A 16074-nucleotide genomic window follows, 5' to 3' on the forward strand; every position below is an offset into this window, starting at 1 on the left:
GTTAGGGTGGATATGTTTAGCCATTAAGAGAGAAGGAGGGAGAGCATGACAGTATCAGTGAAAGCCATTCAACACGGCCGACCGATTACCCTACCAAACGAGTACAGCTCTTTAGCTGAAATGATCATGTATATAGCTGAAAAACACCCTCATAAAGGAATGACATACATTGATGGCTCCGGTAATGAATCGTTTGAATCCTATCCTGAGTTGGTTGAAGAAGCAAGAAAATATCTGAAAGAGCTTAATCAATTAGGAGTGAATGCTGGAGACATAGCCATTCTAATTATTGATCAACCAAAGGAGTTTTATCGCGCTTTCTGGGCCTGTATTTTAGGAGGAATCATTGCCGCCCCTATCAGTCAGCCCACCTCATGGGAGGTGAATTCCCCTGGTCTACTTAAATTCACAAAGGTGTGGGAGCTGCTGGAGCAGCCTGTCATTATCATTGAAGAACAATTTCGTGATCGCTATAAGCAACTACAGGGAGATGCTCTATTTCGAGAGTTAAATTTTATTTCCACAGAAGATTTAAAGCAGGAAGAGATGGCAGATATTTATTTCACAAAACCAGATGACCTTGTCTTTTTGCAGTTTTCGTCTGGTAGTACTGGTATTCCGAAGGGTGTAAAGCTGACCAATAAAAACATTATTCTTAATAATCTTTCTTGTGCTATAGGTATGGAAATAAAGGAAGAGGATTATGCGTTTACTTGGTTACCCCACACTCATGATATGGGACTATTTGGTCAGCATTTAAGCCCTATTATAATGGGGAGTAGTATCGTTGTATTTTCTCCATATACTTTTGTCAGGTCTCCGTACTTATTCCTAAAAAAGATTTCAGAATATAGAGGAACCTGGTTTTGTTCAACAAACTTTGGCTATGATTGGATGGTTCGAAAGGTACCCGATGATAAATTATCTACCTTAGATTTATCCTCTTTAAGGTTTACTTTAAATGGGGCAGAGCCTATCTCTATCCATGTTCTACAAAGCTTTGTCGAGAAGTTTTCTAAGTGTGGATACAAGAAGACGATGATGCTTCCAGCGTACGGGATGGCAGAAGCAACGGTTGGTGTAGCCCTTCCTAAGATCGGGAGCCTACCACGGGTTGAACACATCAGTCATTCAAAACTAGTGAATGAAAGAGTGGCTGTCTCAATTGGAAAAGAGGAGCAAGCGGACATTATTGAATATGCACATGAAGGGTATGCGATGAGCGGCGTCAGTATACGAATTGCTGATGATCAAGGGAACACTCTGGACGAACAGATGATTGGTGAAATTCAAATTCAGGGTCCTTCTGTAACTACAGGTTATTATAATCGTGATGAACTTAATGAAGATTTGTTCATTGATGGATGGCTTCGCACTGGAGATTTAGGTTTTATGGTAGATGGTTCGTTGGTCGTTAGCGGAAGAATTAAGGATGTTATTTTTATTCGAGGACAGAACTATTTTGCCCATGATTTGGAGGAAGTCCTTTATAACGAGGACTCTCTGCAAAGAGGGAATCTAGCGATTGCAGGTCTTTTTAACAGTAAGACACAGCAGGAGGAAATCCTAGTTTTTCTTAAACATAAGGGAGATCTCTCGAAGCTATACCCTTTAAGAAAAATGATTATCGACAAACTTCAGGAGAGCCTTGGAATACAAATCACCCATGTTATACCTATCCGAATGATTCCTAAAACAACGAGTGGTAAGCTTCAGAGATTTCTATTACGAAGTCACTATGAAAATGGTGAATATGATAGCTTGCTAGATGAGATAAACAAAGGTCTGGAGGAAAATAAAAAAGAGGTACTGACTACTCAGCACTCCAAGAATGATTTAGAATCATTTTTACTTCAAAGCTGGTCAGAGCTACTAGATAGACCTTTAGAAAGTATTTCTATAGACGATGAATTCCTTGCTCTAGGTGGTAACTCCATAAAAGCGTATCAGCTCTTAGATAGAATAGATCACTATTTAGATAGGGAAGTTGGGACTGAGGCTTTGGTTTTATGTAAGTCTATTAGACAATTTACGGCCTATCTAGATGCGTTACCTGAGACTAGAGTAGCTTCAAAAGCAGCAACAAATAGAACTGCAAGTACAACAATAAATACAACAATAAATACAACTACAAAAACAGCCTCTGGAACGAAGCAGCTGGCAAAGGATATGAATGCAGTCGCGATTACAGGTCTTTCCGTTAGATTGCCACAAGCGAAAAATAAGCAAGAGTTTTGGGAGAACCTCTGCTCAAAAAGGGATAGTATTTCAAAAATAAGTACCAAAAGAAAACAGCTGGCTGGGAAAAATGATTGGGATGAATGGATCGGAGAGCTTGAGGATGTTGATCAATTTGATAATGATTTTTTTGATATCCCAATGGATGAAGCGGTATTTATGGATCCACAGCAGCGTCTTGTGCTGGAGATATCCTATGAGGCCTTAGAGGAAGCGGGGATGATACCAGGGCTAGAGGAAAAACGCAATATTGGAGTGTATGGTGGTATTAGCTCTAATACATACTATCAGCTGCTTTTAGAACGCCTAAAGAATGGTGATATAAATGACGTCCATCAACGTGCCATGGTTGGTAATATGCACAATATCATTTGTGCCCAAGTTTCTCATTTTTATAATTTCACAGGCCCGTCTTTAGCTATTGATACAGCTTGCTCATCCTATCTAGTTGCGTTACATCATGCGGTAAAGGCGATTAGACAAGGAGGTGTGGAGGGAGCTATTGTTGTCGGTACAAATATTATGGCTACACCTACTGTGCATGCTCTCTCACGTAGATCAGGAATCGTTTCTTCTACCAGACGTACAAAGGTGTTTGATGAAGACGCTGATGGGTCGGTACTTGGTGAAGGAATTATAGTAGCGTATTTGGAGCCCCTTCACAAAGCAGTGCAAGAAAAGAAAAATATACTTGGTATCGTTCGTGGTACTGCTGTTAATAACGATGGATATTCATTGGGAATAATGGCTCCCAATCCGAAGGGGCAGCTCCAGGTACTGTCAGATGCTTATTCCGATGCTGGCTTTTCTCCAGATGAAATAAGCTATATTGAAGCTCACGGATCTGGAACAGCAATTGGAGATCCAATTGAGGTTAACGCTTTATCCAAGATTTTCTCAGAGTCAGCTAAGGCTAATAAACAGAGTATTGGAATTGGTTCTGTTAAAACAAATATTGGACATTTATTACCAGCGGCTGGAGGAGCAAGCCTAGCTAAGGTGCTACTCTGCTTTAAGAATAAACGACTCGTACCAAGTCTGCATGCAGAAAAAATTAATCCTGCCCTAGAGCTTGAGAAGACACCGTTCTATATTGTTCAAGATGTTAAAAACTGGTCTGTAGATAAGGAAAACACTAGGAAAGCAGGAATCAGTTCATTTGGCTTAGGCGGAACAAATGTCCATGTAGTTTTGGAAGAATGGAAGGAGGAAGAACAGTGGGAGCAGGTTGATCACACTATTTCTCCAGATGGGCACCTGTTAACTCTATCAGCAAAGTCAGCAAAAGCTTTGGATAGATTGATTCAACAGACCGAAGAGATGATTATGGGTCTTTCAGCAACGGATATTCATCATTTGTGCTTTACCCGAAACCGTTATAGAAATCATATGGGATACCGGGCAGCATGTATCATTTCCAAAAATGAACATGGCTTAACAGTCAAGCCATTTAAAAAAGGTCAATTTTTAAAGAATCGGAAGGCCAAAATTAGCTTGATTATTGGTGACGTAAAAGGATATTTAAGGGAAAGTGAAGATATTCATTTAAGAGAAACAAGAACTGTCCTCAATCCCTTTTTTCAGCAGATGGTTGACATAGCTAATGAGCAGCAAATTAGTAAATCTAGTGCCTTTTCTATGAATCATCTCTACTATTTCTCTTATTGGTACTCAGTATTAAAAACCCTTAAGCAATATGAAAATAATAGGTTTGAGATTAAGGGAGTACAAACCGGGTGCATCCTTTCTGATTTACTTAACGGATCCATAGACGAAAGAGAGGCACTGAAGCTTTATTTTGGAGATATAGATGAGATGGAAAAAGAGAGCAAGCTTGGAGATGACATAGATTCGAATAAGGCAGATATAGTCATTTATTTGTTTAGTCAGTCTAATTCAATTCTAAATGACGAAGAGCTTCAAGGAAAAAAGATTATAAGACCAGAGCTAGACGATAACCTGCCATTTGGTCTTAAATTACTTTCCATCATGAGCGAGTTATATGTGGCTGGAGCTGATTTTGACTGGAGCATGTTGTATCCGGATGGCTCAGGAAAGCTCATAGAACTACCGGGGTATCCGTTTGATCAAAAATCGTATTGGATGATTTAGAAGGGAGAGGTGAATCATGAGTAAGGAAGAAATCATGGAGTACATTAAAGTGGAGATCGGTGCCATTCTTGATCAAAGTCCAGATGAGATTGATGAGGATATCAATTTTTTGAAAATAGGGATTTCATCTGTACAGGCTTTAAAAATCATGAATAGAATCAGACGCAAGCTTGAAGTTGAGATTAGTCCAGTTGCTATGTTTGAGTACAAAACGATCGATGAGTTTTCCGGCTATTTAAGCGAGAGCTTAAATGAAAAAGAGGTGATTTAATGGGAGGTGCGGAGCAAGAAGGCATTCTGTTAGAGATGGGAAACGCGGGGCAAGAAGCTATCATAGCCGAAGCTGAAGAGTTTGTAAAAACGGAAATACGTCCCTATGTGAATGAGTTTGAAGAGAATAAAGGAATTCCCTTAGACTTGATTAATAAAATGGCTGAAAAGGGATACTTGGCCGCTTCATTTCCTGAAGAGTATGGGGGTCTTGACCTAGACCCTATCTACTATGGGCAATTTACTGAAGTGTTTGGAAAGGCATGTGTGGCTACAAGGAGCCTTTTAACTGTTCATACTTCTTTAGTTGGGGAAACGCTACTTCGCTTTGGAACAATTGAGCAAAAAGAAAAATGGCTTCCACAACTAGCCTCTGGTCAACAGATCGCTGCATTTGCCCTTTCAGAGCCTGACATAGGCTCTGACGCTAAGAATGTACAAACAAGTTGGTATGAAGAGGATGATTGTTATGTGTTAAACGGCACTAAGAAATGGATCACCTTTGGTCATATAGCCAGTATGTTCATTATCGTAGCTATAAACAATGGAAAAAGCACGGCGTTCCTGGTAGAAAGATCGTCACCTGGAATTGAAACGTATCCTATAGAAGGCTTAATGGCTGGACAGGCTACCTATCTTGCGGAAATTCAATTAAATCATGTTAAAGTGCCAAAGGAAAACGTTCTTGGTAAGCTCAATTTTGGCTTTGAATATGTGGTAGCTACTGCTCTCGATCAGGGGAGATATAGCATTGCCTGGGCTGGTCTCGCTATTGCACAGGAAGCTTTGGAGGCAATGGTCTCTTACTCGCATAAGCGTACTCAGTTTAATCAGAAATTAAGGAATTTTCAGCTTATAAGAGGAATGATAGGTGATGCAGTGACAAAGATTCATGCTGCTAGAGCTTTGTGTTTAAAAGCAGGAAAACTACGGAAAGAAAAGCATCCTGACGCCACCATGGAAACAACGATAGCAAAGTACTTTACATCTAAAGTAGCAGTAGAGGTCGCCAATGATGCATTACAAGTGCATGGAGGCAATGGATTCACTAAGGACTACCCAGTGGAAAGACTGTACAGAGAAGCCAAGGTATTAGAAATCATCGAGGGTTCCTCCCAAATGCAGCAGGAAATAATTTCGCATTATGGTTTGCGGAACTATTATAAGCGAGGGAAGCGATCATGAAGTTGGCGCTAGCTTTTCCAGGACAAGGTAGTCAGTATATTGGAATGTGCAATAAGCTAATGATGGATTTTTCTGTGGTGAATCAGGTATTTGAGGAAGCTAATCAAGCTCTTGATTCAGATCTACGTTCATTAATAAAGAATGGCAAGCTAGAGGAGCTAACACTTTCTGAGCATGCTCAGCCAGCTGTAGTAACGGCAAGCTACGCTTTATACCGTGTTTTTGAAGAACAAACAGGTCTAACTCCATTTTGTGCTGTTGGACATAGCTTGGGAGAGATTTCTGCTTTGATAGCGGCTGGAGCCATGTCCTTTTCTGACGGTGTTCGGTTTGCTCGTAAGAGAGGAGAAATTATGCATCGCGCCATGCAAGAGAAAAAAGGAAGGGCAGGTATCGTTGTGGATTTAGAGGAGGCCGCTTTAATGAGTATGATTAACACTATTTGCTTGGATGATTATGTAGCGATCACTGGCTATAACTCTCCTAATCAATTTATCGTGGCAGGTCATCAGACAGCTCTTCAGCGCTTAGACAAGGAGGTAGCTACGGAGGGAGGCGAACTTATCCCATTTAGGATGATGCCGATGAAGGCGGATGCCCCGTACCATAGTCAATTAATGACTTATTTACAGCCTGATATTAAGCAGACCTTGCAAAAGATAGATTTTAACCATACAAAATTTGACGTCTGGTCTACTGTTACCGGAAGGATTATTGAGCCTACAGATCATATAGCGGATATTTTAGGAGACCAATTAGTTCAGCCTGTGTACTGGAATCAGGCTCTCAGCAAAATTAATGCTCAAGAGGTGGAGCTTATTATTGATATGGGTCCACAGCAAATTACGAGAAATCTTGTCCGGGAAAACAAGACATTACCTACCTGTTTAGCTTTTGATGATGAAGGAGATAGAGAACTCATTTTTGACCATATCGGGAAGGGGGCATGAACATGTTATCTCAAGAACGGTTAAGCAAAATGAAGGAGTATAACCAAAGAGTGAAGGAGCTCTTACCTGGTGGAGTCCATTATAATTTTCATCTTCCTTGGGAGGAAACACCTCTTCATTTTGTAAAAGCGAAGGATAGTAGAGTATGGGATATGGATGGTAATGAATACTTAGATTTGTATGCTAGATTTGGCGCGTTAATCATTGGTCATGGCCATGAGGAATACAATGAAAGCTTAAAAGAAACGATTGATCGAGTGCTTTCAGTCAGCCATTGTGACATGGATGCTGAAGCGCTGGAATTAATCGCTAAATACATTCCTTCAGCAGAAATGATCCGCTATGGGCTTTCGGGAACTGAAATTGTTCAAAATGCTATTCGTTTAGCAAGAGCATACACAGGTAAAAATCGTTTTGTGCGCTTTGACGGTCATTATCATGGCAATGCTGACAACATCATGGGTGGTAGAGCAGATAATTATAATGAGCCGATTCCAGCTGATTATTTTGGAGATTTAAAAGGTACTGCTGGGAGAGCCACCGACTCTCTTGAAAGCCAATCCTATTTATTGCCTTGGAATAATGCCGAGCTGTTGGAAGAGCTTTTTAGAAAAAAGGCAGATGAGATTGCGGCAGTAATTACTGAGCCTGTTTGTGTGAATGGTGGTGGTGTTATGCCGGCTCCTGGTTATTTAAAAAGGGTGAGGGAGCTATGTGATCAATACAATGTTGTCCTCATTTTTGATGAAATTATAACAGGCTTTCGTATGGGAATGGGTGGTGCTCAAGAAGCGTTTGGAGTTGTTCCAGATCTTACTACACTTGGCAAAGCAATTTCTGGTGGTGGAGTACCTGTATCAGCTATGGTAGGGAAAAAAGAGATCATGCAGCTCTTAGAGGTCAAAAAAGTAATCCATGCAGGAACATTTAACGGTTATCCTTTGGGGACAGCAGCTGTCAAAACCACTCTAGAAATACTAAGCAGGAATCATGGAGTAGCTCTAACTAAGATGAATGAAAACATCACGACGATACATAACATCATGATGGAGGAGGCAAAAAAAGTTGCTTTACCTTTAGTCATTCAGGGGCCACCAGCCTGTGCTTCCTATCATTGCTGCCACGACGTGTTGAAAAACACAGATGAATATACCTTTGAAATTATGTCTTTAGATATTATCCTGCACAATAATTTGGCTAGAAACGGAATCCTAGTTTCTACCATCTCTAGACTATATCCCAATATCTCATTAAGTCTAGTAGATATAGATTGGTTTAGAGGAAGAGTAGGACAGGCAATGCTAGACACCAAGGTGGTTTATGACGAGATCACAAGCTGAGTCCATTTATTTTTCTCCTATTATGTGCAACGTGTAAAAAAGAAAAAACAGATTGGAGTTATGAAACGTGCAAAACAAAACAGTCGCTATTATTGGCGCTGGGGTGATGGGCTGTGCAACAGCGCTGGATGTAGCAAGAAACGGTTATCGAGTAATCATCAAGGACATCTCTGAATTAGTGATAGAGAAGGCCCAAAAAAGGATGAGGCAGGAATACCGCTCAGCGTGCATGATGAGAAAGGATTATGCAGAAATATCCTTCGACTCAATTTTAGACCGTATATCTTTTCAGCTTGACTATTCAGATATAGAACAAGTCGATATTGTCATTGAAAATATAAGTGAGGATGTGGAGCTTAAGATTAATGAATATGAGAGGTTAAAGGAAGTTTGTAGAGAGGATGCTCTATTTGCCTTAAATACCAGCTGCATCTCCATTACAAAACTAGCATCCTACTTGTCAGAACCTCAGAATGTGATAGGAATCCATCTCATGAATCCTGTCCCGCTAAAGGAAATGGTAGAGGTGGTCAGGGGACATCATACATCTAAGCAAACAGAAGCTAGCATTGTTGAGTTTCTAGAATCATTAGGGAAAAAACCAATTGTCATTGATGATCTTCCAGGTTTTGTTTCTAATCGACTTTCTCACCTTTTTATGAATGAAGCTGCTTTTATTGTTCAGGACGGAATTGCTACAGCGGAGCAGGTGGATCAAATCATAAAAAAGGGGTTTAATCACAAAATGGGTCCCTTAGAAACGGCGGATTTAATAGGGTTGGACACAGTCGTACACTCCTTAGAGGTTCTCTATACCAGTTATCAGGACCCGAAATTCCGATGCTCCCCTCTTTTACGAAAAATGGTGGACGCCGGTCACTGGGGCAGAAAAAGTGGCAAGGGATTTTATGATTACTAAACAAGGGAGGGTCTAGTTGTGGAACAAAAAGAGATCAAATGCATTGTGTGGGATCTAGATCATACGATTTGGGATGGGATACTGGCAGAGGCTGATGATGTCCAAGTAAAGCCCGGTATTTTTGAGATTATAAAAACATTGGACGAAAGAGGGATACTCCACTCTATTGCCAGTAAAAATGATCATGATATGGCAATGGCAAAGCTTCAGGAATTTGGATTAGAGCAATATTTTTTATATCCAGAAATCCACTGGAACGCAAAGTCCTTCTCTATCGATCAAATTCAGAGGAATATAAATATTGGTATGGATTCAATCCTATTTATTGATGATCAGGAGTTTGAATTAGAGGAAGTGAAAAATGAACATCCAGAGGTAAACTGCCTGAATTCAAAGGATTATTTAAATCTTTTAGATGAACCTCGATTAAATCCAAGATTTATAACGATTGATTCAGCTAGAAGAAGGAAAATGTATCAGGATGACTATAAAAGAAAGGAGGCAGAAAAGGATTATCAAGGACCTTCAGAAGAGTTTCTAGCTTCATTGAACATGAAATTCACCATATCTACCGCCCAGGAGGAGGATCTGAAGAGAGCCGAGGAGCTAACGATCCGAACGAACCAGTTGAATGCTACTGGAAGGTCTTTTAGCTACGAGGAGCTTGATTATATTAGACAGTCTGATGAGTATAAGCTACTTGTTTGCGAGCTAGAAGATAGGTATGGAAGCTATGGGAAAATTGGCTTGGCTTTACTTCATTTAAAGGAAGGGGAATGGCTGTTAGAAATGCTCCTCATGTCCTGCCGGGTTGTATCAAGAGGAGTAGGGACTGTGCTACTCAGCTATATCTTGAACGAGGCAAAGAATAATGGAAAAGCTTTGCTGGCCAATTTTAAGGATACAGGTCGTAATCGGATGATGTTTGTTAGCTTTCGCTTCTCAGGATTTAAGGAAAAGCACTCTGATGAAGAGGGGAACTATGTGCTAGAACATGATTTGCAAAGTATTCAGGAAATCCCAGAGTATATTGAACTCTATGATCAAACAAAATCTTTCATGAATAGGGGTGAGATGAGTGAACTATCGCAATGATCTAAGGGCGTTTATTCAAAATAACTTAACGATTTCAGAGGATGACGTGTCATTCTCTGATGAAGATAATTATTTTGAACTAGGGTTTGTTAATTCATTATTTGCTATGAAACTAGTAAACTTTGTTGAAGATCAATTCGGTATTGAAATTGAAAATGATGAGCTTGATATTAGTAACTTTAGCAGCATAAATAATCTATCAAAGTTAATTGAAAAAAAATTAAAAAAATCGAGTGTGTAGGAGGATATTATGAATAATAGCAATAAATACTTATATTTATACTTATCGATTACGTTTGGAGTGACGTGGGGAATCGGAATTCTATTCCTGTTTTTTGAAGACATTCTCATTCCCATGGTTGGTGAGCTAACTCTTACACATCCTATTGCCATCCTTGCCTTATATTCTCCTACAGTTGCGGGTTTAATTACTTATTACAAGTTTGGAGGCTTCAAGGCTATAAAGGGTTTACTAGGTAAAGTCATTCCTAGGAAAAAAGATTTGTTCTGGTTTCCAACCTTATTCGTGGTCGTAGCTCTATTATGGGTAACTATTCGATCTATATCACCACTATTTGGTATGGAGGTTAGGGAGGTTACCTATAGTCTTCCTGAAATGATAGGAACTGCTTTATGGCTCTTTGTTGAAGAAACAGGACTTATTGGTGGGCTATTTGGTTGGATTGGTTTTCTGTTGCCATTTTTCCAGGCGAAGTTCAGAAACAATATCATTAGTGGTATTTTAACAGGTTTACTCTTTGGTCTATGGGTACTACCTGGCTACCTTATTTCTTCCTTTGACCTTGATCAATCCTATCTGCTATATGTTGTTTTATTAATGGTCTTTATTTCATTTATGAGTTATATCTTTAACGCAACCAATGGGAATCTACTTATCTACACGTTCACGTTTTGGCTAGTGGCTTCAGGTAGCCATATCCAGCTTTATTTCTTTAATCAGCCTGTGCAGCTTATGCAAATCTCCTTTTTTGCTGTATGTTGGCTTGTTACTCATTTTCTATTTAAGAAGATTACTATTGATCAGACACTTAAGGTCTTTCCCGACTTTATTCAAAGTAAGAAGACAAAACAGAAGGCTACTCCAGTAACGACAGAAGTTTGATGGGAATGGTAGTTGGTAGTTAGTAGGTGTAAATAGAATAAAAGATTAGAGGACAGAGTTCATGTTTAGAGAGTAGGCTTGAAAAAATAAAAATATTAAGGACAGATAGCTATGACTAATTCAGAAAAAACAAAGTTGGAACATAGCCAGCGAAATCAATACTCAAACTTTCTCATTATATGGATAGGTGAACTCGTATCTACCATTGGTACCGGGTTGACCGGCTTTGCCTTAGGAATCTATGCTTTTAATCTAACAGGACAAGCTACTAGTGCAACAATGGTCGTCTTGCTTACATTCCTGCCAGCATTTCTCCTGCGCCCCTTTGGGGGCGTGCTGGCAGATCGAATTGATCGACGCCTTTTAATGATTGTAGGGAATCTAGGCTATGCTCTAGGAATAGGTCTAGTGTTTTTTGTGCTGACCACAAGGCCAGGTGAGCTATGGATGATTTATCCTGGCATAGCTATTAGCTCTGTGTTTTTTGCTGTTCTTAGTCCAGCCTATAAGGCGACGGTAACAGACCTTGTCCCACAGGAGCTGTACGGGAAAGCAAGTGGCTTAGTTCAGCTTTCTGGATCTGCTCAATTTTTATTAGCGCCTCTAATTGCGGGGGTTCTGATGTCTATTGTTGATATTAGCTATATCATTATGTTAGATATTATAACGTCTATCTTGTCAGCCGTTGCCATTCTTTTTGTTAGACGTACGGTGAAGCATAAGATCACCAGCAAAGAAAAAACAGAGGCCCATTTTTTAAGAGAAATGAGAGAGGGATTTAAAGCAGTTGTGATTAATCGTGGAATTGTCATCTTGATTACTGTCACCTCACTCATCCTATTCTATATAGGGCTTCTGCAGGCACTCTTTACCCCTATGGGGTTATCTTTTACTGATCCGCGTACTCTAGGTACGGCTCAGTCCGTCTGTGCTATTGGTATGCTTATTAGTAGTGTGATTATAGGGATGTTTTGGTCAAAGCGGAAACACGCACTAGTTCTTTCTGTAGCCCTTGCTCTAATGGGTATATTCTACTCCTTTATTGGAGTCGTTGAGAATATCTGGGCAATCATTATACCTGGATTCCTATTCTTTTTTACTGTCCCCTTTGTTAATAGTAGCATTGAGGTGCTCATTAGACAGAATGTGAGTAATGAAAAACAAGGGAGAGTATGGTCCTTAATATCTGTTATTACAAATGTAGGAGCTATGATCGCCTATGCTACTGCAGGCTTTTTGGCAGACAGAGTTTTTAATCCTCTACTTATGCCTGATGGTGCTTTAGCGTCTAGCTTTGGACAGATTTTTGGGGTCGGCCCAGGTCGTGGTATTGCTTTTATCTTTTTTATCTCTGGCCTCATTGTTGTCTTGCTCTCCGTTGTCATTTATCGCTCTAGATCAATTAGCGAGCTGGATAATCACATCGAATCTGTAGTAGATGAAGGATCTGGAGCTATAGGAGAAGCAGTTAGTGAAAATAAGATCCATTCATAATTTTAAGTTAGTTCATCATATATAAAAAAGGGCGTGCTTTTAAACATACAAGGTTCTAGAATGCTTTTGATGACAAAATTAATAATCGTGGAGGAATTTTACAAGATATAAAGAAATTATTTAGTTAAGTTTGCTTATGCCAATTTTCAATCTTAAAAATAGGGGAAGGAGCTTTTTATGAAGAAAAAATTCTTTCACCAATTAAAAGAGGGACAAGGTAAGCATCAGCTTATCTGCTTTCCTTATCTAGGAGGATACGCAAATTCCTTCTATGAACTTGCTCAGTCACTAGATGATGATATTGAGGTTTGGGCTGTCAATCCCCCTGGACATGGAGCCTGTACAATGAAGCCTCTAGAGAGCATAGAAAGCATGGTAGATGTCTATGCCGAAGAATTAAGAAATGTATTGAAGCCACATGCAATATTTTTTGGTCATAGTATGGGAGGGATTATTGCTTTCTTTTTAGCTCAGCGAATATTGAAGTCTCAGGATTATGAAGGCGATATTGATGCTTTAATCCTTTCCGCTTGTAATCCACCTTGTGATTTTAGAACAAAAAATTATTCTCAGTTATCCGACGAAAATCTTATTGACCACTTGATTTCCTATGATGGATTATCGGAGGAGTTGATCAATGAAAAAAGCTTGTTATCCTATTTTCTTCCTATTTTCCGAGCTGACTTTAAAGTACTAGAGTCATCAGCTTTCCATGAATATACTCAACTAGATCTGCCTGTTCATTATTTGTGGGGAGAGCAAGACAAAATTGTGCCGATTGAAGGGACCACTCAATGGTCTAAATATTTTAAAAGGGACATTGTATTACGGCCAATAGCTAATGCTTCCCATATGTTCATACAGCATCAAATGAAGGATGTTGTTGATCAACTTGAGGAGATTATGAATATGAACTTACTGCGTTTATAATTTTTCGAAGAATGAGAATGATGCAAGGATTGTAAAAGTCTACGTTTGGATATTAAGGGAGGAGCAGAGAGAATAACATGCTATTCAAAATGCTAAAAAAGGACTTTCTGAAGAAAAAAATCATAACGGTATCTCTCTTTGTTTTTATTACGTTATCTGCGTTACTTGTGGCTAGTGGATCAAATATGATTCTAGAGCTATTCCATTCTATGAATTCTTTATTCGAGAGATCTAGTGCCCCTCATTTTGTTCAGATGCATGCGGGTGAGGTGGATCAGGGAGAAATAGAGGATTTTTCCTCAAGGAACAGTCTTGTACAGGATAAACAAATTGCTGAAATGCTTAATATTGATGGAAGTAGCATCACGCTAGGGAACAGTTCTACACCAGAGCAGCTCAGTGTCATGGATCATTACTTTGTAAAGCAAAACGAATCATTTGATTTTTTGCTGAACCTTGAAAGTGAAGTAATAAACGTTTCAATGGGAGAAATTGCCGTTCCTATTTACTTTATGCAACAGGGGGATATGGCAATAGGGGACAAGGTTACTATCGCTGGACCAGAGCATGATCTGGAATTCAGAGTTGTTGAGTTTGTTCGAGATGTACAGATGAACCCATCTATTATTCATTCAAAGCGCTTTGTCGTGCATGAGGCTGATTTTAATCAATTAAAGAATAGTCTCGGAGAGCTTGAGTATTTAATTGAATTCCAGCTGACAGATGAAAGTAAAATAAGTGAATTCAGACAAGCATATCAATCAGCTAACCTACCTAATAGAGGACCAGATATAGATCTGAATTTGTTTATGACATTAAATGCTTTAACTGATGGGATCGTTGCTGTTGTCATTATATTAGTGAGCTTACTGCTCATCGTCATTGCTTTATTGTGTATTAGGTTTACCATTTTAGCTGCAGTTGAAGAGGATCTTAGAGAAATTGGAGTTATGAAAGCAATAGGCATTAAACAGAAGGATATAAAAAGATTATATCTATTTAAATATATTTTTTTAGGGGCACTAGGCTCGCTCTTAGGTTACATAGTATCTTTATTTATTAATCATCTTTTTACAGGAAATATCATGCTTTATCTAGGTACGGCACCAAAGAGCTTGTTGCAATACATGATACCGCTTCTTTCAGTAGGCTTAATTTTCCTGATTGTCGTGTTGTTCTGTTTGTTTGTTCTGAGGGCTTTTAACAAGATATCGGCAGTAGAGGCCTTGCGCTCTGGAAGTATGGGCGGAAACCAAAAGGCAAGTAGGTTTCTCTCGTTATACAAAAGTAAACTTTCGAATCTTCAGTTATTTCTTGGTTTAAAGGATGTTATGGGGCGATTTAGAATGTATGCCTTACTATTTTTCGTCTTCTTTATTTGCTCCTTTATTATCATTGTTCCTGTTCATTTCCTGAATACGATTCAATCCCCTAGTTTTATTACGTACATGGGCATTGAAAAGAGTGATATTAGGATCGATTTACAGCAATCAGAATCCATCACAGAGGATTTTAATGATATGCTCGGGTATATTCAAAATGATCAAGATGTTGAACGGTTCTCACCATTAGTAACGAGTCAGTTTAAATTTATTAATGATGAAGGGCTGGCGGAAAACCTTACAGTTGAAACGGGTGACTATTCAATCTTCCCATTAGAATATTTAGAGGGTTCAGCTCCAAGGCAGGAAAATGAAATAGCTCTTTCTTACCTGAATGGTGATGAAATGGGAAAAGAAGTAGGTGATCCTATTTATCTTGTTTACGATGGAGAAGAAAGAGAAATGGTTGTAAGCGGTATTTATCAGGATGTAACCAATGGGGGACGAACAGCAAAAGCCTTACTTCCTTTTAATGAGGATGCTGTCCTATGGTATGAAGTGAGCCTAGACTTAAAGTCTGTGGATACGATTAATGATAAGATGCTGGAATACTCTGAGGCTTTTTATCCAGCAAGAGTAACTGATATAGAGGGATATCTTTCTAACACATTAGGAAATACAATTGAACAGCTAAGATTAGTAACGATACTAGCGATCATTATTGCTATAAGCGTTACAGTATTAATCACGTCCTTATTTTTAAAGATGTTAGTGGCAAAAGACTATTCAAAGATTGTCATTATGAAAAGTCTTGGCTTTTCTTCCAAGGATGTCCGTACTCAGTATGTCATACGTGCTCTTCTGGTGCTCGTGCTTGGAATCGTTTGTGGTACGATTTTCTCAAATACAATTGGACAGGTTTTAATTAGTGCTGTCATGTCTTTTGTGGGAGCAGCCAATATTTCGTTTGTTATCAATCCATTACAAGCGTATATTTTATGTCCCCTTCTACTGATCTTGACCGTTACCATTACAACTTTACTTAGTGTCGTATCCGTTAATAAATCAAGCATAGCTGAGATGAATGCTGGATAAG

At 39.1% G+C, this 16074-nt stretch carries 12 protein-coding genes; all 12 read left to right on the forward strand.

Going from position 1 to position 16074, the window contains the following annotated elements; translation table 11 throughout:
• Window positions 1-45 precede the first annotated feature (45 nt).
• The 12 genes from J2S11_RS03170 to J2S11_RS03225 all read left to right on the forward strand — a co-directional run bounded on the left by J2S11_RS03170 (window position 46) and on the right by J2S11_RS03225 (window position 16073).
• Window positions 46-4350 carry a beta-ketoacyl synthase N-terminal-like domain-containing protein gene (locus tag J2S11_RS03170; protein ID WP_307390812.1) on the forward strand — a complete coding sequence of 1435 codons (4305 nt, stop codon included), beginning with the start codon at window positions 46-48 and terminating at the stop codon, window positions 4348-4350.
• Between the two features lie 16 nt (window positions 4351-4366).
• Complete coding sequence (locus J2S11_RS03175; protein ID WP_307390815.1) at window positions 4367-4621, forward strand: acyl carrier protein; 255 nt, start codon at window positions 4367-4369, stop codon at window positions 4619-4621.
• A gap of 35 nt (window positions 4622-4656) precedes the next feature.
• Entirely contained in the window at window positions 4657-5805 is a 1149-nt protein-coding gene (locus J2S11_RS03180) for an acyl-CoA dehydrogenase family protein (protein ID WP_307391089.1), read from the forward strand.
• Window positions 5802-6755 carry an ACP S-malonyltransferase gene (locus tag J2S11_RS03185; protein ID WP_307390818.1) on the forward strand — a complete coding sequence of 318 codons (954 nt, stop codon included), beginning with the start codon at window positions 5802-5804 and terminating at the stop codon, window positions 6753-6755. Before J2S11_RS03180 ends, J2S11_RS03185 begins: the two co-directional genes overlap by 4 nt.
• 2 nt (window positions 6756-6757) lie before the next feature.
• On the forward strand, window positions 6758-8095 hold the full coding sequence (locus J2S11_RS03190; protein WP_307390819.1) for an aspartate aminotransferase family protein: 1338 nt from the start codon (window positions 6758-6760) through the stop codon (window positions 8093-8095).
• A 67-nt stretch (window positions 8096-8162) separates the two neighbouring features.
• Complete coding sequence (locus J2S11_RS03195) at window positions 8163-9014, forward strand: 3-hydroxyacyl-CoA dehydrogenase family protein (RefSeq protein ID WP_307390821.1); 852 nt, start codon at window positions 8163-8165, stop codon at window positions 9012-9014.
• Window positions 9015-9032: 18 nt separating this feature from the next.
• Window positions 9033-10109 (forward strand): HAD-IIIC family phosphatase, encoded by a 1077-nt coding sequence (locus tag J2S11_RS03200; RefSeq protein ID WP_307390824.1) that lies wholly within the window; start codon window positions 9033-9035, stop codon window positions 10107-10109.
• The gene (locus J2S11_RS03205) at window positions 10093-10350 is read left to right on the forward strand and encodes an acyl carrier protein (protein WP_307390825.1); all 258 of its coding nucleotides are present in this window, start codon (window positions 10093-10095) and stop codon (window positions 10348-10350) included. Before J2S11_RS03200 ends, J2S11_RS03205 begins: the two co-directional genes overlap by 17 nt.
• 9 nt (window positions 10351-10359) lie before the next feature.
• Window positions 10360-11232: a hypothetical protein gene (locus J2S11_RS03210; protein ID WP_307390828.1), complete on the forward strand. Its 873-nt coding sequence runs from the start codon at window positions 10360-10362 to the stop codon at window positions 11230-11232.
• Between the two features lie 111 nt (window positions 11233-11343).
• Window positions 11344-12726, forward strand: a complete 1383-nt coding sequence (locus J2S11_RS03215; protein ID WP_307390830.1) for an MFS transporter — start codon at window positions 11344-11346, stop codon at window positions 12724-12726.
• A gap of 177 nt (window positions 12727-12903) precedes the next feature.
• A complete protein-coding gene (locus J2S11_RS03220; protein WP_307390832.1) occupies window positions 12904-13656 on the forward strand; it encodes a thioesterase II family protein in 753 nt (250 codons plus the stop codon).
• Between the two features lie 77 nt (window positions 13657-13733).
• Window positions 13734-16073 carry an ABC transporter permease gene (locus J2S11_RS03225; RefSeq protein WP_307390835.1) on the forward strand — a complete coding sequence of 780 codons (2340 nt, stop codon included), beginning with the start codon at window positions 13734-13736 and terminating at the stop codon, window positions 16071-16073.
• The last annotated feature ends 1 nt before the right edge of the window (window position 16074 follow it).

The sequence above is a fragment of the Bacillus horti genome (genome assembly GCF_030813115.1).
GTDB classification, from domain to species: Bacteria; Bacillota; Bacilli; order Caldalkalibacillales; family JCM-10596; genus Bacillus_CH; species Bacillus_CH horti.

What these genes read in the sequence shown, in the direction of transcription:
- J2S11_RS03210 (WP_307390828.1), top strand. Translation starts at nt 10,360, where the DNA reads ATGAATAATAGCAATAAATACTTATATTTATACTTATCGATTACGTTT.
- J2S11_RS03190 (WP_307390819.1), top strand. Translation starts at nt 6,758, where the DNA reads ATGTTATCTCAAGAACGGTTAAGCAAAATGAAGGAGTATAACCAAAGA.
- J2S11_RS03175 (WP_307390815.1), top strand. Translation starts at nt 4,367, where the DNA reads ATGAGTAAGGAAGAAATCATGGAGTACATTAAAGTGGAGATCGGTGCC.
- J2S11_RS03170 (WP_307390812.1), top strand. Translation starts at nt 46, where the DNA reads ATGACAGTATCAGTGAAAGCCATTCAACACGGCCGACCGATTACCCTA.
- J2S11_RS03180 (WP_307391089.1), top strand. Translation starts at nt 4,657, where the DNA reads ATGGGAAACGCGGGGCAAGAAGCTATCATAGCCGAAGCTGAAGAGTTT.
- J2S11_RS03220 (WP_307390832.1), top strand. Translation starts at nt 12,904, where the DNA reads ATGAAGAAAAAATTCTTTCACCAATTAAAAGAGGGACAAGGTAAGCAT.
- J2S11_RS03185 (WP_307390818.1), top strand. Translation starts at nt 5,802, where the DNA reads ATGAAGTTGGCGCTAGCTTTTCCAGGACAAGGTAGTCAGTATATTGGA.
- J2S11_RS03225 (WP_307390835.1), top strand. Translation starts at nt 13,734, where the DNA reads ATGCTATTCAAAATGCTAAAAAAGGACTTTCTGAAGAAAAAAATCATA.
- J2S11_RS03215 (WP_307390830.1), top strand. Translation starts at nt 11,344, where the DNA reads ATGACTAATTCAGAAAAAACAAAGTTGGAACATAGCCAGCGAAATCAA.